The sequence below is a fragment of the Kitasatospora sp. NPDC091207 genome (assembly GCF_044768625.1).
Classification (GTDB): domain Bacteria; phylum Actinomycetota; class Actinomycetes; order Streptomycetales; family Streptomycetaceae; genus Kitasatospora.
Genome location: NZ_JBIVVS010000016.1, coordinates 148363 through 172057, shown reverse-complemented (window position 1 = coordinate 172057; position 23695 = coordinate 148363). Strand labels below are relative to the sequence as shown.

Genomic DNA, 23695 nt, shown 5'->3' with positions numbered 1-23695 from the left:
CCTACCGACCGTTCGGCTGACTCAGAGCCAGCAAGCGGACACGCGTGGCGACTTCACGCCAGAGCGGGAAGTCGCCAGCCGCAGGGCTCGCGATCGGCGGGCGACGTCCGGCAGGCTGGGAACCAGAGCGGATCACCCAACCGGATCCGCCTCCACCTGCAAGGTCATCGGGCTGGACCAGCGCCGATCGATCCCCGTGAGCCCCTGGAACGGCACCCCGCTCCAGGGGCTCCCGTCTTGTGACGCCGAGCACAGCCGGGGTGCTTCATGGCATGAAAAGTCGAGGCGCTAGCGTTGTCCCCTGCAGCCATCTGCTCCCCCGGGCAGCCTGGAGGGAGTACCTGCTTTGGACATCGCGACGGTGATCGGATCCTCATGGATCTGCGCCCTGGCACTCTGCGCCGTACTCGGCGACGCCTTCCTCCCCTTCATCCCCAGCGGCACGCTGGTGATCCTGGCCGTGCTCAAGACGGCGCAGATAGACGGCGCACCGGTGGTCCTGGGGCTCGGCGTGGCGGTGGCCTCGTTCCTCGGCGACCTCCTCCTGCTCCGCCTGGCGCGCCGGGGCGCCCCCTCCGTCCAGCGGCGGCTCGAACACCGCCCGCAGCTGGCGGCCAGCGTGGCCCGGGTCCAGCAGGCGCTGGACGGGCGGACCACCGGCGCGGCGGCCGCGATGGTGGTGGTCGCCCGGTTCGTACCGGCCGGCCGGACCATCCTCGACCTGGCCATTGGCCACTCCCCCGCCCACCCGTACCGCTTCCTTCGCTGGTCGGCCCTGGCCGCCCTGGTCTGGGCCGCCTACATCGTCACGCTGGGCTGGCTCAACAGCCACTGGTTCGACACCGCCTGGCTGAGCCTCGCGGTCTCCTGCACCGCCGCCACCGTGATCAGCACCGCCATCGCCCGGATCGTGCGGCGCAACCGCCGGCTCGTCATCAACTGACACCGAGGACCGGCGACACCGGGGGCCGGAAACCGGACCGGACCCGGCACTGCGACACTGCGGCACTGCGGCACTGCGACACTGCGGCACCACGAGCTTGCGGGGTCGCGACGCACCGGGACACCCCTGAACGCAACGGCAAGGCGGCCGGTCGCCTCGATCTGCCGACCGCCGACCGCCGACCGCCGACCGCCGACCGCCGACCGCCGCAGGGTGTGCGAAGCGTCACAGGACGGCAACAGAAGGCTGGTCGTTGCAGCCCATCCATGCCGGGTAGGCGTGTTGATTGTCGATGGACCCAGGCACCTTGGCGACCTCTGCGTCCACATGGCATGCTAACGACGGATTACACATCAATTGCCCGATTTGACCGGTACGGCCCACTGACGCCAAATCCACCCGGCCAGCGGCACCCAGGGGAGACCATGACCAGCATCTCGCGCAGGACCGTGCTCAGTGCCACCGCCGCGACCGTGGCGCTCGGGGCGGTGGCGGCGTGTTCCAGCGGCGGATCGGGTTCAGGGTCGAGTTCGTCCGCCCCGAGTCCCGTCGGCTCCGGCAGCGGAAGCGGCGGGCCGACGGGGAGCGGCACTCCGACCAAGGGCGCGTCCAAGGGGACTCCGATCGGCGACGGCTCCACCTCCGACACCGGCCCCCAGCCGAATCAGCCCAAGGCGGAGAAGCTCAAGCCCGGTGAGCGGCCGCCGCAGTTCGTGGTGTTCTCCTGGGACGGCGCCGGCGGTACCGACGACGGCCAGTTCCCCCGTTTCCTCAAGCTGGCCGAGGAACACAAGGCCGCCATGACCTTCTTCCTCTCCGGGATCTACGCCCTCCCCAAGGGCAAGGCCGATCTGTACCACCCGCCGAAGCACGCGGTCGGCGCGTCCGACATCCCCTACCTCTCGGACGGGGCGGTCAAGAGCACGCTCAAACTGATCAGCCAGGCCTGGCAGTCCGGCCACGAGATCGGCACCCACTTCAACGGGCACTTCTGCTCGACCCGTTCGGACGGCAACGGCGTCAACAAGTGGACCCCGGAGGACTGGCAGAGCGAGATCGACCAGGCGGTCTCGTTCGTCACCCAGTGGCGCACCAACACCGGCTTCACCGATGTCGACCCGCTCCCCTTCGACTACAAGAAGGAACTGATCGGCGGGCGCACCCCCTGCCTGGAGGGACAGAAGGCGCTGCTGCCGACCGCGGCCGCCCTGGGGTGGAAGTACGACGCCAGCTCCTCGGGCGGTCAGCAAATATGGCCGCAGAAGGTGCAGGACGGCAAGATATGGGACTTCCCGCTGCAGAGCATCCCGTTCCCCGGGCACACCTTCCAGGTGCTCTCGATGGACTACAACATCCTCGCCAACCAGTCGTCCGGCAGCACCAAGGGTGACCCGTCCAAGTACAACGACTGGCGCACCCAGGCCCGGGACGCCTATCTGGCAGGGTTCGACCGTGCCTACAACGGCAACCGCGCGCCGCTCTTCATCGGCAACCACTTCGAGCAGTGGAACGGCGGCATCTACATGGACGCCGTCGAGGAGACGCTCAAGACCGTCGCGGCCAAGCCGGAGGTCCGGCTGGTCTCGTTCCGCCAGCTGGTCGAGTGGCTGGAGGTCCAGGACCAGTCCACCCTCCGCAAGCTGCGTTCGCTGAACGTCGGACAGGCGCCGGCCGGTGGGTGGGAGACCTTCCTCGGCGCCGCCGGGTGAGCGACCCTCGGCGCCGAGGTGCCGAGGAGAGGGCCGGCGGGGTGGCGGCGCCCCGCCGGCCGATCCGCTACCGGGGCCGCTGCTCGGCGGCGGGTCCGGTGCCGAGCAGACCTCGCACCACGGCCTCGGCACCGGCCCGGCTCCAGAGGATCGAGTAGTGATTGGTGTCCGGCACGAGGCTCGCGGCCGCCACCGCTGCCGGGCCCAGCCCGGCAGCGGCAAGCCGCTTGGTGTCGTAGAGGCCCTGCGGCTCGTCGAGCAGTCCGCGCTCCGCCCACAGCAGCTCACCGGGGCAGGGCAGCCGGTGCACGGCGGCGGCCGCGTCCTGGTCCAACAGGACCTGCTCGCCATCGACCTGAACGGCCTCCAGCACACAGGCGGAGCGCAGTTCGGGCTCGGTGCCGATGAGATCGCGCTGGGTGTACGCGTCGATGCCGTCGGACCAGCCGGTGCTGAAGGCCGGGTGCCGCCGCCAGAACGCGCGGTAGGCCGCGCGGTCCGGGAAGCTCATCGACAGCCGCGCCAGCGCCGGTCCGAGAACCGCGGCCAGCGCGTCCTCGGACCGGACGCCGTCCGGGATCGGGAAGCTGACCGCTCCGTCGACCAGCAGCACCCGGCTGACGAGCTCCGGGTGCCGTACCGCGGTCAGCGCCGTGATCCAGGCGCCCATGGAATGGCCGACGACGACGGTCGGCCCCAGGCCGAGGGCGCCGATCAGGGCCGCCGCGTCGTCCGCGTGCCGGGCCAGGCCGTACGGCCCGCCGACCGTACGGCTGGCGCCGCGCCCGCGCAGGTCCGGCGCGAGCAGAGTGGCCCGTCCGGCGAGCACCCGGGCGACCTCGAACCAGGCGAGGCCGTTGGCGGTGATGCCGTGCAGCGCCACCACGGTCGGGGCTCCGGGCACGGTGGCGGGCCAGCGAAGCACCGCCAAGTCCCCACCGGGCACGGGGACCGTCAGCTCTTCGGGGTGCTGCAGTGGTTGGTTCACGCGGGGCTACCTCCTGAGGGGCGGGCGGCGCCGCCGGCACCGGCCCGGCTCCTGGCCCGGGCCGACCGGACGGAACGGGCGGCGCGGATGCGGGCGGGCAGTCTGGCCAGGCCGCCGGGCAGCAGATAGACCACCGCGACGAAGAGACCGCCCAGCAGAAACAGCGGCTGGGAGAGCGGGACACGGAGGACCGCGGGCAGGTCCGCGATCGTCTCCGAGTTGGCGAGGTCGCCGAGCCGGTGGCCGGCCCAGGTGTAGATGACGCCCCCCACCAGCGGGCCCCAGCGCGTGCCGGACCCGCCGAGGACGACCATGACCAGGAGCGAGAGCGTCGCGTCGGAGGTGGCGGCCTGCGGGGTGGCACCCCCGGTCAGCAGCAGGTAGACCACCCCGCCCACCCCGGCGAGGCCTCCGGCAAGGACGAAGGCGATCAACTTGTAGCCGTAGGGCCGGAGTCCGAGGACCTCGACCCGGCGCTCGTTCTCCTTGACACCCTCCCAGACCCTTCCGACCGGCGAGCCGACGGCCCAGTGGACGGCGGCCAGCGTGAGGACCAGGTAGGCGACCGCGATCCAGTAGAGGTTGGCGGTGTTCTCGATGCCGAGGAAGACGGAGGGCAGCCGCTCCGCCGGGGCGGACCGGCCCTCCTCGCCGCCGGTCATGCCACCCGGGTTGCGCTGGACGAGGATCGAACCGGCCTGCGCGAAGGCCAGGGTGACCATGGAGAAGCCGATGCCGGTGACGCGGAGGCTGACCGAGCCGAGCAGCAGGGCCAGCGCGACGGCACAGGCGACGCCGAAGAGAGCCGCTGCGGCGAACGGCAGTCGGAGCTCCAGCATGCCGAGGTTGGTGGCGTAGAGGCCGGTCGCGAAGTAGAGGGCGTGACCGAAGGAGAGCAGTCCGGTACGGCCGAGCAGGAGGTCGTAGCCGGTGGCGAGCGCCCCGTAGAGCAGGCACAGGGCGAGGAGTTGGAGGCTTCCCGGGCTGCCGAGCGGGCCGTCGAGCAGTCCCGGGACGGGAAGCGCACTGTAGGGGGCGACAAGGAGCAGGATCAGCAGAGCGATCGGGCACCAGCGTAGCGCTCGGTGCACCGCTGTCGAGCGCTCGGTGATTGATTCACCTGTTCGAGGGATGGCGCGGCTCGCCTCCGTCCGTCCCGGCCTTGAAGCCTTCCAGATACTGCTTGCCGTACGCGGCCAGCGGCCCGGTCCTGGAGTACACCAGGCCTACCTTGACCGGGCTCTTGGAGCCGCCCCCGTCCGCCGTCGTGGTGCCCGCGGTACCGGCCTCGGCGCAGCCGGCCGCGAGCAGCACGCAGGCCGCGGCGGCGGCGAGCCTGCGCCCCGGCCCGCCCGGGGCGGCCGAGCCCGCGACGGCGTCGGAGGCGGTCCTGGTGGGGGCTGTCGAGCTGCGCATGGTGACCGACTCCTGAGGGTGCGGCGGGGATGGATGCCGGAACCGTAGGTGTGGTGTGAAGGCTGCGACATGTGCCCGGGCGCCGTACCGGTGCGCCCGGCTGTGGCCCTGTCCGCCATACCGTCGGGCCCGAGCCCTCCCGCCGGGCCCTGGATGTGGGCGCCGGCCATGTGTCCGTACACCTCCGTGGAGCCGGTCGCCATGGCCGAGGTGCCCCACGCACGGTGACGGTGGTGGAGCGCGGGTCGGCGCATGCCGGGCCGCCCCGCGCTCGTCGCCCTCACTTCCTCACTTCCTCAACCGCATCCCGCCCGTCCCTCCACCCCGGCCGCTCCTTCCGCCCCTTCCCCCCTCACGAGGTGACCCTTTGGACAAGGTCCTGGACTCCGCCGCCGACGCGGTCGGCGACATCCCCGACGGAGCCGTGCTGGCCGTCGGCGGCTTCGGCCTCTGCGGCATCCCGAGCACCCTGATCGGCGCCCTGGCCGCCACCCGCGCCACCGGCCTGCACGTCGTCTCCAACAACTGCGGGGTGGACGACTGGGGGTTGGGCCTCCTGCTGCGGGCCGGCCGGATCGCCCGGACGACCTCCTCCTACGTCGGGGAGAACAAGGAGTTCGCCCGGCAGTACCTCTCCGGCGAGTTGGAGGTGGAACTGACGCCGCAGGGCACTCTCGCCGAGCGACTGCGGGCCGGGGGCGCGGGCATCCCCGCGTTCTACACCCCGGCCGGGGTCGGTACCCAGGTCGAGGAGGGCGGGCTGCCCCGGCGCTACGGCGCGGACGGGTCGGTGGCGCTGGCCTCGCCGCCGAAGGAGGTCCGGGAGTTCGGCGGCCGTCGTTACCTGCTGGAGGAGGCCATCGCCGCCGACTTCGCGCTGGTCCGCGCCGAGGTGGCGGACCGGCACGGGAACTGCGTGTTCCACGCCGCCGCCCGCAACTTCAATCCGCTCTGTGCCACGGCCGGCCGGATCACCCTGGTCGAGGCGGACCGGATCGTCGAACCCGGCGTGCTGGAGCCGGACGCCGTCCACCTGCCCGGGGTGTATGTCGACCGCGTGGTCCTCGCCGACCCCACCGACCGCCGTATCGAGCGCCGAACCGTGCTCGCCGCACTCCAGGAGGCCTGATCACGATGACCACCGAGACGTTCACCGCGGCGTCCGCCGCCGCCACCACCTCACCGTCCGCCGCACCCACCGCGGGCCGGGCGCTCGACGCCCGGAACGCACTCGCCGCTCGGGCCGCCCGGGAGCTCCGGAACGGGCAGTACGTCAATCTGGGCATCGGACTGCCGACTCTGATCCCCCAGCACCTCCCGCCGGGCGTCCAGGTGGTGCTGCACTCGGAGAACGGCATCCTCGGCGTCGGCCCGTACCCGGTGGAGGGGACCGAGGACCCTGACCTGATCAATGCGGGCAAGGAGACCGTGACCGTCGCCCCCGGTGCCTCGTACTTCGACTCGGCCTTCTCCTTCGGCATGATCCGGGCCGGTCGGATCGACGTCTCGGTGCTCGGCGCGATGCAGGTGTCGGCCACCGGCGATCTCGCCAACTGGATGATCCCGGGGAAGATGGTCAAGGGCATGGGTGGCGCCATGGACCTCGTGCACGGCGCCCGTCGACTGATCGTGGTCATGGAGCACACGGCCAGGGACGGCTCACCGAAGATCGTCGAGGAACTGTCGCTTCCGGCGACCGGCCGGGGAGTCGTGGACCGCATCGTCACCGACCTGGCCGTCATCGACGTCACCTCCGACGGGCTGCGTCTGGTCGAGACGGCCCGGGGTGTGTCGTTCGACGACGTCCGGGCGGCGACGGGGCCCACCCTGCTGCCACCGCTCTCCGGCACTCTCCCCCTACCGGCCGCCGGCGCGCCCGGGGCCTGACGCAGGGGCAGGCCCGAAGGGCCACGGCAAGGCCCTTGAACCCGTGGGCCACCCGAAAGGCCGCCCGGTGACCGCCCGAAGGCCGCTCGAAGGCCCCGCAAAGGCCCCGCGAAGGCCGAACCGCCCGGATGGCGGTCCGGCCTTCGTGCGGCCATTCGATCCACCCGAAGCACCGGCCGCGCGAATCATCCCTCAATAACACCAATGCGGCTTACATGGCCGGGAATCGTCATATCTTCACTCTCGCGCAATGATCATCTCTCAGATCGGTTGCGATCACCCCCATGCTCCGGGAGAGTTGGGGCAGCCGAGGATCCCGCACACCCCGAAGGGGAGTCCGGAGAGCGTGCCGGGATCTCGCGTTCGAAGTGACCGGGTAGCTGCGCGAAATTATCGATCGTACACGTTTCACCGATTGGCGACCCGGAGCTGCCTGGAAACGGCGCAGTTGACCGGGCGGCGCCCCGCTTCGAAAGCCAGGCTCCGGGGGAGCGATCGTTCACGGCGCCGCGCCCAGGCCTCAGCACAGGGCACTGGGTCGCACACCTCCGGTCGGAGCACGCACGAACGGGCCGGCCCGAGCGGCCCGCCACAGGGGGAGCCACACATGGTCAAACTGTTCTCGCGGCGCCTGGGCGCGGAGAGCCCACCCGGTCGTTCCGCCGACGATGCCCTGGTCTCCCTGCCCGTCCCCGAAGCCCCTTACGACTATGCCCACTTCAGCCGCCTCGCCGGACCGGCCACCACCCCCGGCCCGCCCGCCACGACAGGCACCGCCACCACGAGCACCGCCACCACGAGCACCGCCACCACGAGCACCGGGGCCGCCGACCCGCAGGACGCCCCCGCTCCCTACCGCGTCCAGTACCGCAGCCTGCTGCGCCGGGAGCCGCACCGGATCCGGGCGGCACTCCTCCTGCTGGCCGCCCCGGCGGTCGAGTCGGTCCTCCTGGTCTGGCTGCTGCTCCCCGACCACTGGCCGGTCCGCCCCGGCGAGACGCACGCCTGGCTGCTGATCGCCGACAAGGTGATGATCACGATCATCACGGTCGTCGAGGTGTTCCGCCTGGTCAACGTCGTCTCCAACACACACGCCACGCTGGTCGCCCGCGATCCCGTCCCGGTCACGCCCGAGTCGGGCACCCGCGTCGCGTTCCTCACCACCTTCGTGCCGGGCAAGGAGCCGCCGGAGATGGTGCGTACGACGCTGACCGCCGCGCTCGCCGTCCGGCACGACGGCCCGTACGACGTCTGGCTGCTCGACGAGGGAAACGATCCTGCCATGCGCGCCCTCTGTGCCCATCTGGGTGCGCGGTACTTCAGCCGGCGCGGGGTCGAGTGCTGGAACCAGCCCAAGGGCCGGTTCCGCGCCAGGACCAAGCACGGCAACTACAACAGCTGGCTCCAGGCCCACGGCGCCGACTACGACTTCTGGCTGTCGGTGGACACCGACCACGTCCCGCTGCCCGAGTTCGGCGAGCGGATGCTGGGGTACTTCCGGGACCCGGACGTGGCGTTCGTGGTCGGCCCTCAGGTGTACGGGAACTACCGCAGCTCGGGTTCGGCGGTCACCAAGTTCTCGGAGAGCCAGCAGTTCCTCTTCCACGCACTGATCCAGCGGGCGGGGAACCGCTACGGCGCACCGATGTTCGTCGGCACCAACAACGCGGTGCGGATCAGCGCCCTGCAGTCGATCGGCGGGCTCTACGACTCGATCACCGAGGACATGGCGACCGGACTGGAGTTCCACCGCCGCCGCAACCCGGCCACCGACGCGCGCTGGAAATCGGTCTACACCCCGGACGTCCTGGCGGTCGGCGAAGGACCATCCTCCTGGACCGACTTCTTCTCCCAGCAACTCCGCTGGAGCCGGGGCACCTACGAGACGCTCCTGACCCAGTACTGGCGCGCGGCCCGGCAGTTGTCGCCCGGCCGGCTGCTCAACTACTCGCTGATGGTCTGCTTCTACCCGATGGCCGCGCTGACCTGGCTGCTCGGCGGAGTGTCGAGCGTGCTCTACCTGGGCTTCGGGGCATCGGGGGTCCACGTCTCCTCGGAGATCTGGATGATGTTGTACAGCGACGCCGCCGCTCTGCAGGTACTGCTCTACACCTGGAACCGCAAGCACAATGTGAGCCCGCACGAGCCGGCCGGGTCGTCCGGTGTGGCGGGCATGGTGATGTCGGCGCTCTGCGGGCCGATCTACGCGGCATCGTTCCTGCAAGCGCTGCTTCGTCTCCGCAGCCGCTTCGTGGTGACCCCCAAGGGCCAGTCGGCCAGCCCCGACCGGGTGGCGACCTTCCGGATCCACCTGTTCTGGACGCTGGTGTTCGGTGGCGCGATCACGGCCTCCTTCTTCACCGGCCACGACCACGTCGCCATGCGCACCTGGGCCTGCGTGGCGCTCCTGCTCAGCCTGCTGCCGATGCTGGTGCTGGCCGCCGACGCGGTCCGCCGCAGGCGCGCCCGACCCACCTCGACCCTCTCGATCACCGGCGCCGCGACCACGACACCGGCCGGCTCCACGATCACCGGCGGCAGCGCGCCCGACGCCGTCCCGAGGGTTCCGCAGCAGAACCGCGCCCAGGCACCAACCCCGGAAACCACCACCGCGCCGCCCGCCCGCGCCCATTGACCACGCGCCCGCTGAAGACGTACCCACTGAACCCGCCCCGTTGAACCCACGCCGTTGAACCCGCAGCAGGAGGGGACCGACCACCGTGAAGATCCGCAACGCCGGCCGCGCCAAGCGCTTCGCCCTCGGCAGCACGGTCGCCCTGACCGTGGCCGGTATGAACGCGCCGGCCGTGCTCGGCTTCGCCAACGCGCAGTACCACCAGTACGTGATCAACCGCCCGGAGTACAAGGCCGAGTACGGCCACTGGCAGACCGTCGTCCTCCCGGCCGAGTTCCGGATCAACGCCGTCCACGCCAGCCTGTTGCGCACCGGCAAGGTCCTGATCATCGCCGGTTCCGGGAACAGCGAACGGAGCTTCGCCGCGGGCTCCTTCAAGAGCCTGCTCTGGGACCCTGCCACCAACACCTACAAGCGCGTACCGACCCCGGCCGACATGTTCTGCGGCGGTCACACCGCCCTGGCCGACGGCCGGCTGCTGGTGGCCGGCGGCACACTGCGCTACGAGGCACTGGACGGCGCGGTGAAGAAGGCGGCCGGCACCATGCGGGTGCGCAACGAGAGCCCGGAGGCGGCCCACACCTTCCCCAAGGGCACGGTGTTCACCTCCCCCGGGGGTCACGCGTACGTGTCCACCGCCGAGGTGACCGTCCCGGCCGCGGTGAAGACCGGCTCCGGCGACCGGACCGTGGTGAAGGCCGGCGAGCAGCACGTGTTCGTGGAGGCGGTGGCACCGGGCGGCGGGTCCGTGGAGAACTCCCCCGCCCAGTACACGATCAAGGGCCTGACCGGCGCCGACGCCCGCAACCTCTACGGCATGGCCGACCGGATGACCCTGGAGAAGCAGGACTTCCAGGGCATCCGCTCCGCCTTCGAGTTCAACCCGGACACCGAGCTGTACGAGCAGGTCACCGACATGGCGTACGCCCGCTGGTACCCGACGCTCACCGGACTGGGTGACGGGCGGGTGGTCACCGTCTCCGGGCTGGACGACACCGGGCAGATCCTCAGCGGCAACGACAACGAGATCTACGACCCGGTGCGCAAGACCTGGTCCAAAGCGCCCGACCGCTACTTCCCGACCTACCCGTCGATCTTCCTCACCGCATCCGGCAAGCTCTTCTACTCCGGCTCCAACGCGGGCTACGGCCCGGCGGACAAGGGCCGCGACCCCGGGCTCTGGGATCTGCGGGACAACAGCTTCCAACCGGTCCCGGGTCTGCGCGACCCGAGCCTCACCGAGACCTCGTCCTCGGTGCTGCTGCCGCCCGCCCAGGCGCAGAAGGTGATGGTCCTCGGCGGCGGGGGCGTCGGCGAGTCACCGCTCTCCACCGCCCGCACCGATATCGCCGATCTCTCCGCCCCGAAGCCCGCCTTCACCCCGGGACCGGACCTGCCCGCCGGCGGCACCCGCTACCTCAACAGCGTCATCCTGCCGGACGACACCGTGTTCACCACCGGCGGCTCCCGCGACTACCGCGGCAAGCACCGGAGCGACCTGCTCGCGTCGCAGATCTACCACCCGGACACCAACACCTTCGGCACCGCCGCCGAGCCGACCGTCGGACGGAACTACCACGCGGAGGCACTGCTGCTGCCGGACGGCCGGGTGGTGGTCCTCGGCTCCGACCCGCTCTTCGCCGACAAGGCCGACACCGAACCGGGCACCTTCGAGCAGCGGATCGAGATCTACACCCCGCCGTACCTGTTCCACGGCGAACGCCCCCGGCTGACCGACGCGCCCGCCACCGCGAAACTCGGTGGCACCGTCACCGTGAACTCGCCGAAGCCGGAGAGCATCGCCACCGCCAAGCTGATCCGGCCGAGTTCGGTCACCCACGCGACGGACGTCGAGCAGCGCTCGGTGGCCCTGGGTCTCGGCCCGCGCACCGGCGACGGTGTCGCGCTCACCCTGCCCGGCAACCCCGATCTGCTGCCGCCCGGCTGGTACATGCTGTTCGTGACGGACGCGGCCGGCACCCCGTCGGTCGCCCGCTGGATCCAGGTGACCGCCTGACCCCGCCTCCCGACGCCGTCCGGGCCGCCCGACGCCCGGATTGGCCGGCCTCGGTCGACGGCGTCGGTCATGCGCGTGACCCCGCTGTCGCGGTCACGCGCCGCCGCGTGCCAGGCCCAGCGCGTACGGCAGCCAGAACTCGCCGGCCCGGGGCTCGCCCCGGCCGCACTCGCCGTCGGACTCGCCGGGGTTCTTGATCCACAGGTAGGCGTCGACGCCGGGCCGGCCGGTGTCGACCGTGGGCGGCTCGCCCAGCGCGCGGCCGGGCGGATTGCACCAGGCTTCGCTGCTCAAGGGGCCGTTGCCGTTGCGGCTGGTGTCGATGACGAAGTGCTTCCCGCCCAGCGCGGCGGAGAGCTCCGTGCCGTACGCCGCGTTCCGGTCGGTGCCGTAGAAGTTGGAGACGTTCACGGCGAAGCCGTCCGCCACGGCGGCACCGGACTTGCTGAGCGCCTCGGCCATCGCCGACGGGTCCTGGGCCCAACCGGGGTTGCCCGCGTCCAGGTAGACCCGGACCTGCGGACGCTTCTTCAACTCCTGTACGGCGAAGGCCAACAGACCGTACCGCTCGGCGGCGGCCGCGCCCTTCACCCCGCAGCCGTCCAGGGTGTGCGCGACGGCGTCCGGCTCCAGCACCACCCAGGCCTTGCGGTCGCCGAGCGCCTCCGCCACCCCCGTGATCCAGGAACGGTAGGAGGCGGCGTCGGGCGAGCCGCCGGCCGAGTACTGGCCGCAGTCGCGGTGCGGGATGTTGTAGGCGACGAAGACCGGGGTGCGGTCCACCTCGGCGGCCCGGCGGCCCACCTGCTCGACGATGCCCTGGGCCGCCTGGTCCCCGAGCCACTGCGAGGAGGGCCGGGAGGCGATCTTGTCGAGGGTCTCGGCCTCGGCCGTCCGGCCCTGACCGCGCAGGGTGACGAGCTGCTGGGCGGCGGACGTCCGGTCGGAGACGTAGAACGTCTGGCCGGGCAGTTGGGCGGGCCCGGTGCCGGACGGACCGCGACTCGGCACACCGGCCCCACTCGGTGCGGGTGCCGCCCCCGATCCCACCCCCGATCCGCGCCCCGGACCAGCGGCCGTACTCCCGCCCGCGCAGCCCGCCACACTTGCCGTCAGCCCCAGCACCGCCGCCCCCGCGGCCAGCCGGAACCCCGCCCCTCGCCATACCCGGCGCACGTACCGCCCCTCCCAGAACCGGTCCGACGACCGGGTCGGCACCCAGCTTCGCACACCGGGTACCGACCGACGGCCGAGGCCGGTGAACAGCGGGCGGCGGTGAGTGGACCGGGTGTCGGCCCCCTCGCGCGGGTCGGTGCCGCCCCGGGTGCCGGTCAGCCCTGCTTCAGGTTCGGCACCTGCCAGTCGATCGGGTCGACACCGAAACCGTCGAGCGCCTCGTTGATCTGCGAGAACGGGCGGCTGCCGAGGAACAGCTTGGCGGAGAGGGGCGACGGGTGGGCGCCCTGGACCACCACGTGCTTCGTGGTGTCGATCAGCGGCAGCTTCTTCTTGGCGTAGTTGCCCCAGAGCACGAAGACCACCGGCTCGTCGCGCGCGCTCACGGCCTTGATCACCGCGTCGGTGAACTTCTCCCAGCCCTTGGCCTTGTGCGAGTTGGCCTCGTGCGCCCGCACCGTGAGCACCGCGTTGAGCAGCAGGACGCCCTGCTCGGCCCAGTGCATCAGGTAGCCGTTGTCCGGGGCGGGGATGCCCAGGTCGGCGTCCAGCTCCTTGAAGATGTTGCGCAGCGACGGCGGCGTCCTGGTGCCCGGCAGCACGGAGAAGCTCATGCCGTGCGCCTGGCCGTCGTCGTGGTACGGGTCCTGACCGAGGACGAGCACCCGGACCTTCTCGTACGGCGTGGCCTCCAGCGCCGAGAACTCCTGCCCGCTCGGCGGGAAGACCTGGTGCTCCGCGCGCTGACCCGCCACGAAGGCCGCCAGCTCGGCGAAGTACGGCTTCTCCGTCTCGGCGCCCAGCACCTCGCGCCAGGACTCCGGCAGCTCCAGCCCGCCGCCGGCTCCAGCTCCGACCGTCTCGACCTCGCCCGTCTCGACCACGCCTGCCTCGACCGTGTCCGTCACGACATCAACCTCCCACCGGACGGCCGCTCACCGCCGCACCGCCCCGACCTCCGGCGTACGGCAACCCTCGCGCCACACGCCCCTCTTTGCACACCGAACGCTACACAGCCCCACCGACAACTCACTCCGCCGAAGCCACCGGTACCTCCGTCGGGGCCACCGAAGCCCCCGCGGCCGTCGACGCCGCGGCCCGCCCCACCCGGACGTGCTCGACCACGTTCAGCGTCACCACCGACACCGCCAGCACCACCAGCACCACGATCGCCGGCAGCCGCACCATCACCGGCGCCAGGCCCAGCACCACCACCGCCGCCACGATCCGGGTGGTCGACACCGCGCGGAACATCATCCACCGGGTGTAGCCGAAGGTCAGCAGATAGAGCCCGCAGCCCCCGTACAGCAGCGCCACCGAGCCCGCGCCGAGCGCCTGCCGCGGGTCGGCCACGGTCTCGCCGAAGCCGACCGCGACCGCGATCACCCCGGCCACCAGTGCCAGGTGGCCGTACTGGAACACCCGTCGGATGACGTCCCGGCGCGAGTCGGCGACGGTCACGGCGTGCCGCATGGCGTCCGCCGCGTAGACGAAGTACTGCCACCAGAGCCCGCAGGAGATGGTGAACGCCGCCGCCACCGCGAGCAGTTCGGCCGCGTCGAGGCGGACGCCGGCAGCCGTGGCGCCGATCCCGACGATCGACTCGCCGAGCGCCACCAGCAGGAACAGCGCGAACCGCTCCGGCATGTGCGACGGGTGGTACGCCACGGCGGCCAGTCGGTTGCGGAACACCACCGGACCGGACAGGTCGCAGAGCGCGCCCAGCGCCCACAGCACCAGCCGCGGACCCTCCGGCAGCAGCCCGCCCACGAACAGCAGCGGCCCGCTGACCAGCACGCCCACCCCGTAGGGCCCGCGCCAGACCCCCGGGACGCGGATCAGCAGCACCAGCAGCAGCACCCGGGCCGCCCAGTACCCGGCGCCGAGCAGCACGCCCCGGCCCTCGTAGGCGCCGGGCACGGCCAGCGCCATGAAGAGGCCGGCCAGCCCGACGGCGAGGATGCCGAGCCGGTCCCTCGGGGTGTCCACGTCGCGGATGTTGGCCTGCACGGTGGTGCCCACCCAGCACCAGTACACCGGGACGAACACCACCAGCGCCCGGGCGACCCCGCCCCAGTCGTGGTGGTGGTGCAGCAGACCGGAGACCTGGGTGATCGCGAAGACGAAGACCAGGTCGAAGTAGAGCTCCGCCCAGGTCACCCGCTTCTCGTCGGTGGACTCCCGCACCGGCTCCCCCGCCGAACTCATCCCGCCCCCTCCTCCGCATACGCAACAGGCGCACACAACGGAAGGGCCCTGCCCCGGCCGTCGGCCGGGGCAGGGCCCGAATCATCAGAGCAGAGGCTAGACCAGGTCGACCAGGTCCGCGATCGACTGGACGACCCGGGTCGGCCGGTACGGGAACCGCTCCACGTCGGCGGCCGCGGTGAGGCCGGTGAGCACCAGGATGGTCTCCATGCCGGCCTCCATGCCCGCCACGATGTCGGTGTCCATCCGGTCGCCGATCATCACGGCGGTCTCCGAGTGGGCGCCCGCCGAGTTCAGCGCCTCGCGCATCATCAGCGGGTTGGGCTTGCCGACGAAGTACGGCTCGACACCGGTCGCCTTGGTGATCAGCGCCGCGACCGAGCCGGTGGCCGGCAGCACGCCCTCGGTGGAGGGGCCGGTCTCGTCCGGATTGGTGCAGATGAAGCGGGAGCCCTGGTTGATCAGGCGGATCGCCTTGGTGAGCGCCTCGAAGCTGTAGGTGCGGGTCTCGCCGAGGACGACGTAGTCCGGGTTGTTGTCGGTCAGCACGTAGCCCGCCTGGTACAGCGCGGTGGTGAGGCCAGCCTCGCCGATCACGTACGCGGTGCCGCCCGGGCGCTGGCCCTTGAGGAACTTCGCGGTGGCCAGGGCCGAGGTCCAGATGCACTCCTCCGGCACCTCCAGGCCCATGCCGGCCAGGCGGGCGCTGAGGTCGCGCGGGGTGTAGATCGAGTTGTTGGTCAGCACCAGGAAGGGCTTGCCGGACTCCCGCAGCCGGCGCAGGAACTCCTCCGCGCCGGGGATCGGCGTGCCCTCGTGGATGAGGACCCCGTCCATGTCGGTCAGCCAGGACTCGATGGGCTTGCGGTCTGCCACGTGCGTGTCTCCCGAAGTCTTGCAACGTCTTGCGATGGTCGTACGAAATCTGCGGCGCACCGCCGTCACCGTTGCGCCTCCCACCGGCCGGACCCACCTCGGGACACCGGACCGCCGGGGGTACTGCTGGCTGCCCCAACGGGGCACAGCCTAATCCGCACACCAGCCCGACGGCAGTACGTCCCGCCCACCGGAACGTCCGACGGGCCCCGGCGGGCCCTCGCGCGGGCCGTCCGGAGCGCGCGCCGGCCACCCCCGCGCTGCCGGTCGGCCGCGCGACCGCGCTCCGAGCACCCACGCCTCAACGGCTCCTTAAGCCGCCCCTAACCGCTCTGATCGCCCCTCAGCACGGCCGCGCCACCGGGCTAGCGTGAACGCCACCACCCTCACCCCGCTCCCTCGAAGGAGTCCCCTCACCATGCGCGTGCGCCGCCGCCTCCCCGCCGCCGTCCTCACGCTCGCCGCCGCGGGCCTCACCGTCGGACTCGGTGGCGGCCCCGCCGTCGCACACGGCTCGATGCAGAACCCGCTCAGCCGGATCGAGGGCTGCTACCTGGAGGGCGCCGAGCACCCGGAGTCGGCGGCCTGCCGGGCGGCCGTGGCCGCCGGGGGCACGGCCGCCCTGTACGACTGGATGAGCCTGCGGATCGGTGACGCCGCCGGGCGCCACCGCGAGCTCATCCCGGACGGCCGGCTGTGCGGCGCGGGGTCGGACACCTACAAGGGCCTGGACCTGCCGCGCGCCGACTGGCCCGCCACGAACCTCACCGCCGGGTCGGCGTTCACCTTCCGCTACCGCGCCACCGCGCCGCACAAGGGCACCTTCCAACTCTTCGTCACCAACAGCAGCTACTCCCCGACCAAGCCGCTGACCTGGGCGAACCTGGAGCCTCAGCCCTTCCTCACGGTCACCGACCCGCAGCTGACGGACGGCTCGTACGTGCTGCCCGGCAAGGTGCCGGCGGGGAAGACCGGACGCCAGCTGATCTACGCGATCTGGCAGCGCTCGGACAGCCCGGAGGCGTTCTACTCCTGCTCGGATGTGGTCTTCGACGGCTCCGGCACCGCACCCGCGACGGCACCGGGCGGTGTGACCCCGGCGTCCGGGCACCCCGCCGGGCACGACCACACCACAGCCCCGGCGGCGGCCACCCCCGCGCCCGCCGCCGCCACCGCTCCCGGCTCGACACCGCCCGCCGGAGCCGCCCCCGCGCCGGCGTCGCCCACCACGCCTGCCACGCCCGCCCCCCAGGCCGGCGCGCAGGCCGCCGCACAAGCCCCCACCCAGGCCGACCCGCCCGAGCACCTCGCCCGGACCGGCTCCGACCGCTCCCTCGGCACCCTCGCCTCGATCGGCTCGGCCTTCCTTCTCGCCGGTGCCACCGTCACCGTCGTCCACCGCCAGCGCCGCCGCACCCCCGGCGCACACGCCCGCTGACCCCGGGCCCGCTCGACCCGGACCCGCCCGCCCCGCCCCGGGCCGGGCCGCCGAAGCCAGGTCCCGCCCTCCGACGGCCGGTCACGAGGCCGCCGCGAAACCGGGGCCAATCGGGCACAGCGTGATTGAGTAAGGCGCATGAGCCCCTCCTCACGCCCTCCCCGCCAGCACGACGGCCCCTTCCGGGTCGGCCTGATCGGCTACGGTCTGGCCGGCTCCGCCTTCCACGCCCCGCTGATCGCCGGCACCCCCGGGCTCCGGCTGGACGCGGTGGTCACCGCCAACCCCGACCGCCGCGCCCAGCTGCACCAGGAACACCCCGGCGCCCGCGCCGTCGACACCCCGGAGCAGTTGCTCGCCGACCCGGACGCGCTCGACCTGATCGTGATCGCCTCCCCCAACCGCACCCACGTCCCGCTGGCACGGGCCGCGCTGCGGGCCGGGCTGGCCACCGTCGTGGACAAGCCGCTGGCCGCCACCGCCGCCGACGCCCTGGGACTCTGCACGCTGGCAGAGTCCCAGGGCGTCCTGCTCTCCGTCTTCCAGAACCGGCGCTGGGACGGCGACTTCCTCACCGCCGCCCGCCTCGTCCGTGAGGGCACGCTCGGCCGGGTGCACCGCTTCGAGTCCAGGTTCGAGCGGTTCCGGCCGAAGCCCAAGGCGGGCTGGCGCGAGCTGGCCGACCCGGCCGAGGTCGGCGGCACGCTGTACGACCTGGGCAGTCACCTGGTCGACCAGGCGCTCGCCCTGTTCGGCCCGGTCGAGACGGTCTACGCCGAGATCGACGTCCGCCGGGACGGCGCGGTGGTCGACGACGACGCCTTCCTCGCCCTCACCCACGCCTCCGGCACCCGCTCGCACCTGTGGACCAGCGCCATCACCCCGCTGGCCGGCCCCCGGCTGCGGGTGCTGGGCGACACCGCCGGATACGTGAAGTCGGGCATGGACCCGCAGGAGGCGGACCTCCGCGCCGGCCACCGCCCGGACGGGACCGGCCGCGCCGGTGCCCCGTGGGGTGCCGACCAGCCCTCCCAGTACGGCACCCTCGGCACGGACGGGTCCGCGACCACCCTCCCCACCGACCCGGGCGACTACCCCGCCTTCTACGCGGGCATCGCGGCCGCCCTGGCCTCCCCGGGCACCCCGCCACCGGTCGACCCGCACGACGCCGTCGCCACCCTCTCCGTCCTGGAGGCCGCCCGCACCTCGGCCGCCACCGGCACGACCGTCCGGCTCGACTGAGCCACGCCGGCCCCCTCCCGCGCGAGGACCGCTCCTCCCCCGCCCGGCCCCGGCCGGAATCGCGTGGGAGCGCGGTCCCGAGCGGGGACATCCGCCCGACCGGTCAGATCCCGACGATCTCCACGGCCGCGCCCAGCCCCCGGAAGTCCGCCACGTTGCGCGTGTACAGCGGCAGCCCGTGCGCGGAGGCGATGGCCGCGATCATCAGGTCGATCCGGCGCGGGCGCGGCTGGCGCCCGGCGGCGATGGTCAGCGTGACCAGCGTCCCGTACCGGGCCGCGGCGGCCGCGTCGAAGGGCAGCGGGTCGAAGTCGGCCATCGCCGCGCCCAGCACCTCCAGCCGCGCCGCCCTGCTCACCGCGTCCCGGGCCATCGAGACGCCCTGCTGCAGCTCGGCGAAGGTGATCGCGGTCAGCTCCGGGACGGCCGGCAGTTCGGCCGGATTGAGCAGCGCCAGATCGATGTAGACACAGGTGTCCAGCACCCCGGCCGGCCGCCGCCGGGACGCCCTTCGCCGCTCAGCCACGCCGCCGCTCGAACGGGTCGTCGCCCTCGTCCCCCACCAGCTCCTCGGGACCGAAGTACTCCTCGGCCTCCTTGCGCATCTGCTGGTAGTCCACCCGCGGCAGCTTCACGTGCCGCGCCACCAGCTCCTCCGCCGTGAGCCGCCGCCGCTCCGCGACCGGCCGCAGCTCCGCGACCTCGACCCCGTTCCTGGTGATGTGGAAGGTCTCGCCCGCCTCCACCGCGTCCATCACCGCGGCGGAGTTGTTCCGGAACTCCCGCTGGGTAATCGTCTTCATCCTTCCAAGGTAGCCCCGTGTAGCACCGCTGGCTACGGCGCGCGAATCGGCAATCCCCCACGCGCGGAAGGACGGTGCGTTAACGTCCGACCATCGACTCATCGGACCGAGGGGGCTCTGGATGACCGACACCACCGAGGCGCGGCAGAATCCCTGGCTCTACGGCCAGGACAGGCCGCCGTCGGCCGACGTCCCGGGCACGGCCGGCGGCACCGGCCCGTGGTCCGGCACGGCGGCGGCCGACACCGCGGTGCACGTGGAACCGGCCGCGCTCCGGCAGGCCGCCGGCGTTGCCCGGCACCTCCAGGGCGAGCTCAGGTACTCCATCGGCCACGTCGAGGCGGACACCGCCGCGGCCGTGCGGGCCCTCGCCGACGGCTGGGGCTCGGGAGCCGCGCTGGCGCAGGTCCTCGCCTGGTGGAAGGCCCGCTGGACCAGCATGGACAACCGTCTCGGCCTGACCGCCGACCGCCTGGAGGCCACGGCCGCCGGCTACCGGGCCGCCGACAGCGCCGCCGCCGCCCCGTTCAAGGCGCCGTGAGCCGTGGTCACCTTCGCGCAGCTGCGCCACGCCGCCTTCGAGCCACTGGACCGGGCCGGCGACACCTGGAACAGCGTCTCCGGCCACGTCGAACAGGTCGGCGCCCAGGTGCGGTCCGGAATCCTCCAGCCCCTCACCGGCGCCGGACCGTACGCGTTCTCCCCCGCCGGCCACCGCCCCTGGAGCGGTGCGGCCGCCGACGAGGCCGCCCGGGAGATCGGGCTCCTGGCCGAGGAACTGAGCGCCTTCCACTACGAGGCGCTCGCCGTCACCGCCGCGCTGCGCCGCGCCAAGTCCTCCTTCGCCGAAGCCGGACAGCACCTGCTCCGGGCGATCGCGGACGCCGAGGCACTGGGCGCGACCGTGGCCGAGGACGGCACGGTCACGCTCCCCGCCCTCCCGGCGGAGGAACGCAACGACCCCGACGCGATCGCCTACCGGCAGCGACGGTGGACCGAGCTGAACGGCTGCGTCGACGCGATGCGCAAGGCGGTCGCGGCGGCCACCGAGGCCGACGCGACGGCAGCCGCGGCATTGCGCGCGGTCAACCCCGACGAGGTCAACCCGGCGACGCGCTCGAATGCCGTGGCCGGCGCCCGGGCCGACGTCATGGGTGCGGTAGGCATGCCGAAGGGCCGCGAGGACGTACCGGCCTGGTGGGCGACGGTCGACCCCGCCGTCCGGGCAGAGCTCATGAGGATGGACCCGACGGGGCTGGTCGACGCGGGGGTGCTGGATCCGACCTACCGGTGGAGCGCGCCGAACGACGGGGCAGGACCGTTCAAGGTCCGGGAGCCCGGCATGGAGGAGCTTCGCATCGCGGCGATGGCCCAGGGCCTGGCCGCCGGCGGTACGTTCTCCGGCCAGGAGGACGCGGCCCGTCATATGCAGCACTACCTCGACGGCAGCGGTCGACCGCTGACCGTGGACGTGGACCGCATGTTGCGGGACGACCCGAGCTTTCGGACGCACATCGAGGGAATGCTCGCCAGGAATGACGCCACCTGGCGGAACACCGCCCTGGACGCCTACCGGAAGGCAGGTGGCGCACCGGTCGCGGTCCCGGTGGAAACCGACCGCAACAGGACCAACGACTACACGTTCGACCAGAGCACGCAATCGAACTGGTTCACGGCCGTGGGGAGCCAGGCCTGTGTCGTCTCCGGCCTGGTCACCGTGGCCCCCGGACCGGACGGGAACCCCACCGTCTCCATGCAGTACCAAGTCAACGTCTGGGACCGGTACAACTGGGACAAGGACAAGTCGACCGACATCGCGGGCATGAACATCACCGACCAGGACATGGCCAAGCTGCACCAGAGCGGCTTGGCCCAGGAGTACGACATCAGGGGTCGGAGCGCCACGTCGACCCGGACCGTGGGTGACGGGGCTCCTCTCGTACCCGCCGGTGCCGGTACCCGACCTGCCGGCCAGGACGGCACCCTCGCCGACCCGGGAAGGCAGCCTCGGTGAGCACCTTCCCCGACCGGAAGCGACGGCGCCCTGGCGTCCTCGTCGTGCTCGTGCTCATCGGAGCGGCGCTGGCAGCAGCTCTCCTCGGGCTTTCCCTGTGGACGTCCTCCGCGTCGGAGAGGAGCTCCGGCTGGGACACGCGTGTCGCGTCTTCACAGGTCACCGACTTCGCCCGGCTCACCGTTCCCGCCTCGGCCGTCGACGTCCGATGGGGGTACCAGAACGGCCTTCAGGACGACTTGGCCGTTCTCTCCTTCCGGCTGCCGCAGGACGGGGTGGACGGATTCACCGCAGGGCTCGGCGTCGGACAGTGGACCGAGGGCAGTTCTCCGGCCGGCCCCGCTCTCACCGGGTTCCGTCGTGCGGGCGCACCCGATCCCACGGGATCGCTCCCGCTGCGGGAGGGGACCTTCGAGTCCCTCCCTCCCGCGCACGAGGCCGTCGCCACCACCGTCTGGCTCGCCACCGGGGGCGACGGGTTCACCCAGGTCTGGGTCTACGCCGCGAACATCCCCTGACCCGGGAACTCCGGAGGCCGTACCATCGTCCTCAACGTCTGAACGTCGGTAGGTCCGGAGCGCGGGAGAGGAGCATGCCGTGGGATTGGTCGCGATGCTGCTCGGGCTGCTCCGGGTGCTGACCGGGGAGGTGCTCACCGACGGTGGGACGCTGACCTCGGTGGCCGCCACCGCGGCCGTGGTGCTGCTGGCCGGAGCGGTCGCGGGGACGCTGGTCACCGCACGGCTGCTCGGCGCACGGGCCCCGGCCGCCGTACGGGACGGGACGCTGCGGCGACGCGCGTTCCGCACGGCCTTCCTCTCGCAACGTGATCCCGACGCCCGGGGCCGGCGACGCCCCAGGGCCCCGGGCGCGGCCCCGGCGGCCGCGTAACACCGACCTCTCCACCGCCGTCGACGCGGCCGTCCTCCGTAGATCACTCATGTCCTGAGACGTTGAGACCCCGGAGGGCTCGCTCCACCATGTCCGTTTTCGCAGTGCTCGACCCGGCCGTCGGCCTGGCCCACGATGTCGTCGCCACCCTTGCTCAGCTGGTGCCGACGGCGCTGGCGATCGTCCTGTTCACCGTCTGTGTCCGGCTCGCCCTGCACCCGCTGGCGCGGGCGGCGGCGCGCGGGGAGAAGTCGCGGGCTCGGCTCGCGCCGAAGATCTCCGAGCTGAACCGCAAGCACAAGGGCAAGCCGGAGAAGCTCCAGGCCGCGCTCGCCGAGCTGTACCGGGAGGAGAAGGCGTCGCCGTTCGCGGGGTGCCTGCCGATGCTGGTGCAGATCCCGTTCTTCTCGGTGATGTACCGGCTGTTCACCACCCCGAACGATCTGCTCGGCCACACGCTGTTCGGTGTCCCGCTCGGTCTGCACGTGGGCACCGCGCAGGACGCCGCGCAGTGGGTGGTGTTCGGCCTGCTGTACGCGGGGCTGGCCGCCGTGGCCTACAGCAACTTCCGCCGGGCCCGTCGGGCGCAGGCGGCCGCTCCCCAGCAGGCCGCGCAGCCCGGGATGTCGTTCCTGCCGTACCTGTCGTTCGGCACCGTGCTGTTCGCGGCGCTAGTGCCGCTGGCCGCCGCGGTCTACCTGCTGACCACGTCCGCCTGGTCGGCCGCCGAGCGTGCCTGGCTGCACCGGGGCGGGACCGCTCCGGTGTCGGCGGTGGCCCTGATCTGACCCGCGCGCGCCGCACGGGTCGGCGGCGGGTGGGTGACCGCCCGCCGCCGGGCGGGTCAGGCGCGCAGCAGGTTGCCGATCACCGCGCGGGCGATCGTCGCCGGGTCCTCCCCGGCGCGGTCGGCCAGGCTCCCGCTGTTCCACAGCTGGGCGAAGCCGTGGACGATCGACCAGGCCGCCAGTTTGAGCTCGTGTTCCCGCGCGGGCTGGGGGGCGGACGCCGCGAGCGCGGCGGAGAGGGCCTCGTCGGCGCGGGCCCGGGCGGCGGACAGGTGCGGGTCGTCCGGGTGGTAGAGGCCGGGCTCGAACATGACCGTGAAGTGGGCGCGGTGCCCGACCGCGAACCGGACGTAGGCGATCCCCGCCTCGGCCAGGTCCGGCCCGGCGGCCCGCACCGCGGCGGCGAGGAGCTCGTACCCCTGGGCGGCGAGCTCGGTGAGCAGTCCCGCCTTGTCGCCGAAGTGGTGGGCGGGGGCGGCGTGGGAGACGCCGGCCCGGCGGGCCAGCTCGCGCAGGCTCAGTGCGGCGGGCCCGCTCTGTTCGATGGCCTCGGCGGCCGCGGCGAGCAGGGCATTCCTCAGGTCACCGTGGTGATAGGGCTGGGCAGACATGCTCCGATCATAACTTGTCATTGACAAGATTGCTCGGCCGCACCTAACTTGAT

23 protein-coding genes are annotated in these 23695 nt (G+C 72.4%); 13 read left to right on the top strand and 10 right to left on the bottom strand.

The genetic code is table 11. The features are described 5' to 3' along the window. The first annotated feature begins 346 nt into the window (after window positions 1-346). On the top strand, window positions 347-943 hold the full coding sequence (locus ACIQTO_RS25140) for a DedA family protein (RefSeq protein ID WP_402392052.1): 597 nt from the start codon (window positions 347-349) through the stop codon (window positions 941-943). Between the two features lie 425 nt (window positions 944-1368). Further along, window positions 1369-2652, top strand: coding sequence for a hypothetical protein (locus ACIQTO_RS25135; protein ID WP_402392049.1), 1284 nt, complete (start codon window positions 1369-1371; stop codon window positions 2650-2652). Window positions 2653-2719: 67 nt separating this feature from the next. Here the strand turns inward: ACIQTO_RS25135 and ACIQTO_RS25130 are convergent, their stop codons facing one another. The 3 genes from ACIQTO_RS25130 to ACIQTO_RS25120 are packed head-to-tail and all read right to left on the bottom strand — an operon-like array spanning window position 2720 to window position 5056. After that, the gene (locus ACIQTO_RS25130) at window positions 2720-3640 is read right to left on the bottom strand and encodes an alpha/beta fold hydrolase (RefSeq protein ID WP_402392047.1); all 921 of its coding nucleotides are present in this window, start codon (window positions 3638-3640) and stop codon (window positions 2720-2722) included. Further along, window positions 3637-4731, bottom strand: coding sequence for a branched-chain amino acid ABC transporter permease (locus tag ACIQTO_RS25125; protein WP_402392045.1), 1095 nt, complete (start codon window positions 4729-4731; stop codon window positions 3637-3639). Before ACIQTO_RS25125 ends, ACIQTO_RS25130 begins: the two co-directional genes overlap by 4 nt. Window positions 4732-4756: 25 nt before the next feature. Then, window positions 4757-5056 (bottom strand): hypothetical protein, encoded by a 300-nt coding sequence (locus tag ACIQTO_RS25120; RefSeq protein WP_402392042.1) that lies wholly within the window; start codon window positions 5054-5056, stop codon window positions 4757-4759. 367 nt (window positions 5057-5423) lie between these two features. Here ACIQTO_RS25120 and ACIQTO_RS25115 point away from each other — a divergent pair, with 367 nt between their 5' ends. The 4 genes from ACIQTO_RS25115 to ACIQTO_RS25100 all read left to right on the top strand — a co-directional run bounded on the left by ACIQTO_RS25115 (window position 5424) and on the right by ACIQTO_RS25100 (window position 11595). Continuing rightward, a complete protein-coding gene (locus ACIQTO_RS25115; RefSeq protein ID WP_402392040.1) occupies window positions 5424-6185 on the top strand; it encodes a CoA transferase subunit A in 762 nt (253 codons plus the stop codon). A 5-nt stretch (window positions 6186-6190) separates the two neighbouring features. Beyond that, the gene (locus ACIQTO_RS25110; RefSeq protein ID WP_402392037.1) at window positions 6191-6943 is read left to right on the top strand and encodes a 3-oxoacid CoA-transferase subunit B; all 753 of its coding nucleotides are present in this window, start codon (window positions 6191-6193) and stop codon (window positions 6941-6943) included. A gap of 607 nt (window positions 6944-7550) precedes the next feature. Continuing rightward, window positions 7551-9578 carry a glycosyltransferase family 2 protein gene (locus tag ACIQTO_RS25105; protein ID WP_402392034.1) on the top strand — a complete coding sequence of 676 codons (2028 nt, stop codon included), beginning with the start codon at window positions 7551-7553 and terminating at the stop codon, window positions 9576-9578. 85 nt (window positions 9579-9663) lie between these two features. After that, entirely contained in the window at window positions 9664-11595 is a 1932-nt protein-coding gene (locus tag ACIQTO_RS25100) for a galactose oxidase-like domain-containing protein (protein WP_402392031.1), read from the top strand. Between the two features lie 93 nt (window positions 11596-11688). On the opposite strand, the gene ACIQTO_RS25095 is transcribed toward ACIQTO_RS25100, so the two are convergent. The 4 genes from ACIQTO_RS25095 to ACIQTO_RS25080 form a co-directional block, all read right to left on the bottom strand. Next, entirely contained in the window at window positions 11689-12606 is a 918-nt protein-coding gene (locus tag ACIQTO_RS25095) for a glycoside hydrolase family 6 protein (RefSeq protein WP_402392027.1), read from the bottom strand. 320 nt (window positions 12607-12926) lie between these two features. Continuing rightward, window positions 12927-13604, bottom strand: a complete 678-nt coding sequence (locus ACIQTO_RS25090) for a uracil-DNA glycosylase (RefSeq protein ID WP_402392166.1) — start codon at window positions 13602-13604, stop codon at window positions 12927-12929. 196 nt (window positions 13605-13800) lie between these two features. Further along, the gene (locus ACIQTO_RS25085; protein WP_402392024.1) at window positions 13801-14979 is read right to left on the bottom strand and encodes a low temperature requirement protein A; all 1179 of its coding nucleotides are present in this window, start codon (window positions 14977-14979) and stop codon (window positions 13801-13803) included. A 96-nt stretch (window positions 14980-15075) separates the two neighbouring features. Next, window positions 15076-15855: an HAD-IIA family hydrolase gene (locus ACIQTO_RS25080; protein WP_402392022.1), complete on the bottom strand. Its 780-nt coding sequence runs from the start codon at window positions 15853-15855 to the stop codon at window positions 15076-15078. Window positions 15856-16273: 418 nt separating this feature from the next. Here ACIQTO_RS25080 and ACIQTO_RS25075 point away from each other — a divergent pair, with 418 nt between their 5' ends. Continuing rightward, a complete protein-coding gene (locus ACIQTO_RS25075) occupies window positions 16274-17293 on the top strand; it encodes a lytic polysaccharide monooxygenase (RefSeq protein ID WP_402392020.1) in 1020 nt (339 codons plus the stop codon). Between the two features lie 138 nt (window positions 17294-17431). After that, entirely contained in the window at window positions 17432-18535 is a 1104-nt protein-coding gene (locus ACIQTO_RS25070) for a Gfo/Idh/MocA family oxidoreductase (RefSeq protein ID WP_402392018.1), read from the top strand. A gap of 103 nt (window positions 18536-18638) precedes the next feature. Here the strand turns inward: ACIQTO_RS25070 and ACIQTO_RS25065 are convergent, their stop codons facing one another. Then, window positions 18639-19061 (bottom strand): type II toxin-antitoxin system VapC family toxin, encoded by a 423-nt coding sequence (locus ACIQTO_RS25065; RefSeq protein ID WP_402392015.1) that lies wholly within the window; start codon window positions 19059-19061, stop codon window positions 18639-18641. Further along, complete coding sequence (locus ACIQTO_RS25060; RefSeq protein ID WP_380575388.1) at window positions 19054-19338, bottom strand: type II toxin-antitoxin system Phd/YefM family antitoxin; 285 nt, start codon at window positions 19336-19338, stop codon at window positions 19054-19056. The genes ACIQTO_RS25065 and ACIQTO_RS25060 overlap by 8 nt, the downstream gene beginning before the upstream one ends. Window positions 19339-19459: 121 nt before the next feature. On the opposite strand from ACIQTO_RS25060, the gene ACIQTO_RS25055 reads away from it, so the two are divergent. The 5 genes from ACIQTO_RS25055 to ACIQTO_RS25035 all read left to right on the top strand — a co-directional run bounded on the left by ACIQTO_RS25055 (window position 19460) and on the right by ACIQTO_RS25035 (window position 23031). Then, window positions 19460-19879 carry a hypothetical protein gene (locus ACIQTO_RS25055; RefSeq protein WP_402392012.1) on the top strand — a complete coding sequence of 140 codons (420 nt, stop codon included), beginning with the start codon at window positions 19460-19462 and terminating at the stop codon, window positions 19877-19879. A gap of 3 nt (window positions 19880-19882) precedes the next feature. Continuing rightward, window positions 19883-21352 carry a hypothetical protein gene (locus tag ACIQTO_RS25050; RefSeq protein WP_402392009.1) on the top strand — a complete coding sequence of 490 codons (1470 nt, stop codon included), beginning with the start codon at window positions 19883-19885 and terminating at the stop codon, window positions 21350-21352. Between the two features lie 44 nt (window positions 21353-21396). Continuing rightward, window positions 21397-21870, top strand: coding sequence for a hypothetical protein (locus ACIQTO_RS25045; protein WP_402392007.1), 474 nt, complete (start codon window positions 21397-21399; stop codon window positions 21868-21870). Between the two features lie 79 nt (window positions 21871-21949). Next, on the top strand, window positions 21950-22243 hold the full coding sequence (locus tag ACIQTO_RS25040) for a DUF6412 domain-containing protein (protein ID WP_402392004.1): 294 nt from the start codon (window positions 21950-21952) through the stop codon (window positions 22241-22243). Window positions 22244-22332: 89 nt separating this feature from the next. Then, window positions 22333-23031, top strand: coding sequence for a YidC/Oxa1 family membrane protein insertase (locus tag ACIQTO_RS25035; protein WP_402392001.1), 699 nt, complete (start codon window positions 22333-22335; stop codon window positions 23029-23031). Between the two features lie 56 nt (window positions 23032-23087). Here the strand turns inward: ACIQTO_RS25035 and ACIQTO_RS25030 are convergent, their stop codons facing one another. Next, window positions 23088-23642, bottom strand: coding sequence for a TetR/AcrR family transcriptional regulator (locus ACIQTO_RS25030; RefSeq protein WP_402391999.1), 555 nt, complete (start codon window positions 23640-23642; stop codon window positions 23088-23090). Between the last annotated feature and the right edge of the window lie 53 nt (window positions 23643-23695).

What these genes read in the sequence shown, in the direction of transcription:
- ACIQTO_RS25060 (WP_380575388.1), bottom strand. Translation starts at nt 19,338, where the DNA reads ATGAAGACGATTACCCAGCGGGAGTTCCGGAACAACTCCGCCGCGGTG.
- ACIQTO_RS25030 (WP_402391999.1), bottom strand. Translation starts at nt 23,642, where the DNA reads ATGTCTGCCCAGCCCTATCACCACGGTGACCTGAGGAATGCCCTGCTC.
- ACIQTO_RS25110 (WP_402392037.1), top strand. Translation starts at nt 6,191, where the DNA reads ATGACCACCGAGACGTTCACCGCGGCGTCCGCCGCCGCCACCACCTCA.
- ACIQTO_RS25120 (WP_402392042.1), bottom strand. Translation starts at nt 5,056, where the DNA reads ATGCGCAGCTCGACAGCCCCCACCAGGACCGCCTCCGACGCCGTCGCG.
- ACIQTO_RS25035 (WP_402392001.1), top strand. Translation starts at nt 22,333, where the DNA reads ATGTCCGTTTTCGCAGTGCTCGACCCGGCCGTCGGCCTGGCCCACGAT.
- ACIQTO_RS25085 (WP_402392024.1), bottom strand. Translation starts at nt 14,979, where the DNA reads ATGAGTTCGGCGGGGGAGCCGGTGCGGGAGTCCACCGACGAGAAGCGG.
- ACIQTO_RS25075 (WP_402392020.1), top strand. Translation starts at nt 16,274, where the DNA reads ATGCGCGTGCGCCGCCGCCTCCCCGCCGCCGTCCTCACGCTCGCCGCC.
- ACIQTO_RS25070 (WP_402392018.1), top strand. Translation starts at nt 17,432, where the DNA reads ATGAGCCCCTCCTCACGCCCTCCCCGCCAGCACGACGGCCCCTTCCGG.
- ACIQTO_RS25055 (WP_402392012.1), top strand. Translation starts at nt 19,460, where the DNA reads ATGACCGACACCACCGAGGCGCGGCAGAATCCCTGGCTCTACGGCCAG.
- ACIQTO_RS25105 (WP_402392034.1), top strand. Translation starts at nt 7,551, where the DNA reads ATGGTCAAACTGTTCTCGCGGCGCCTGGGCGCGGAGAGCCCACCCGGT.
- ACIQTO_RS25135 (WP_402392049.1), top strand. Translation starts at nt 1,369, where the DNA reads ATGACCAGCATCTCGCGCAGGACCGTGCTCAGTGCCACCGCCGCGACC.